Below are 549 nucleotides of genomic sequence, written 5' to 3' on the forward strand. Positions count from 1 at the left end.
CAGGTCCTCGTAGTCGATCCGCAGCAGACCCGTCTGCTCCAGGTTCGGCATCGTGATGCGCCAGCCGCGCTCCAGGTCGCGGTAGAGGCGATAGCCCACGACATCGCGGAAGGCCTTCACGGCCCGGCGCTCCATGGACGGAGCGAGGTTGGCGCCGGCGGCGAACTCGCGCGGCGACAGGCCCATCACCTCCGTGACGGCCTCGGCGAGATCGTCGTGGCTCAGCCCTTCCTCACCGGCGCGCACCGCCGCCTGGTACAGGGCGCCGCGCAACTGGGTCACCTGGGCGAAGTCGTTGAAGTGCCCGGCCTGGAGCGAGGCGTCCTGCCGGTTGTCGACGAAGGTCAGGAGCTTGCGCGCCTCCTTGCCCAGGCTCTCCTCCGGCACCGCCCGCAGGGACTTCACGATCGACGCGGAGATCAGCGAGGTGGCCGAGGAACGCCCCTCCTGGTCCAGGGTCGCCAGCTTGGCGAAGTCCCGGCCGCGGGTCTGCTCGTAGGAGACCTGGCAGTGCACGCAGAACAGGAACGGCGCCGGGACGAACGCGGC

The 549-nt window shown here is 70.3% G+C and carries 1 pseudogene; it reads right to left on the reverse strand.

Going from position 1 to position 549, the window contains the following annotated elements:
* Nucleotides 1-549, reverse strand: a pseudogene (locus G6W55_RS38200) (DEAD/DEAH box helicase); the annotation flags it as partial.

Source organism: Streptomyces sp. CAI-85, from assembly GCF_013363615.1.
In the GTDB taxonomy this organism is placed as follows: domain Bacteria; phylum Actinomycetota; class Actinomycetes; order Streptomycetales; family Streptomycetaceae; genus Streptomyces; species Streptomyces antibioticus_B.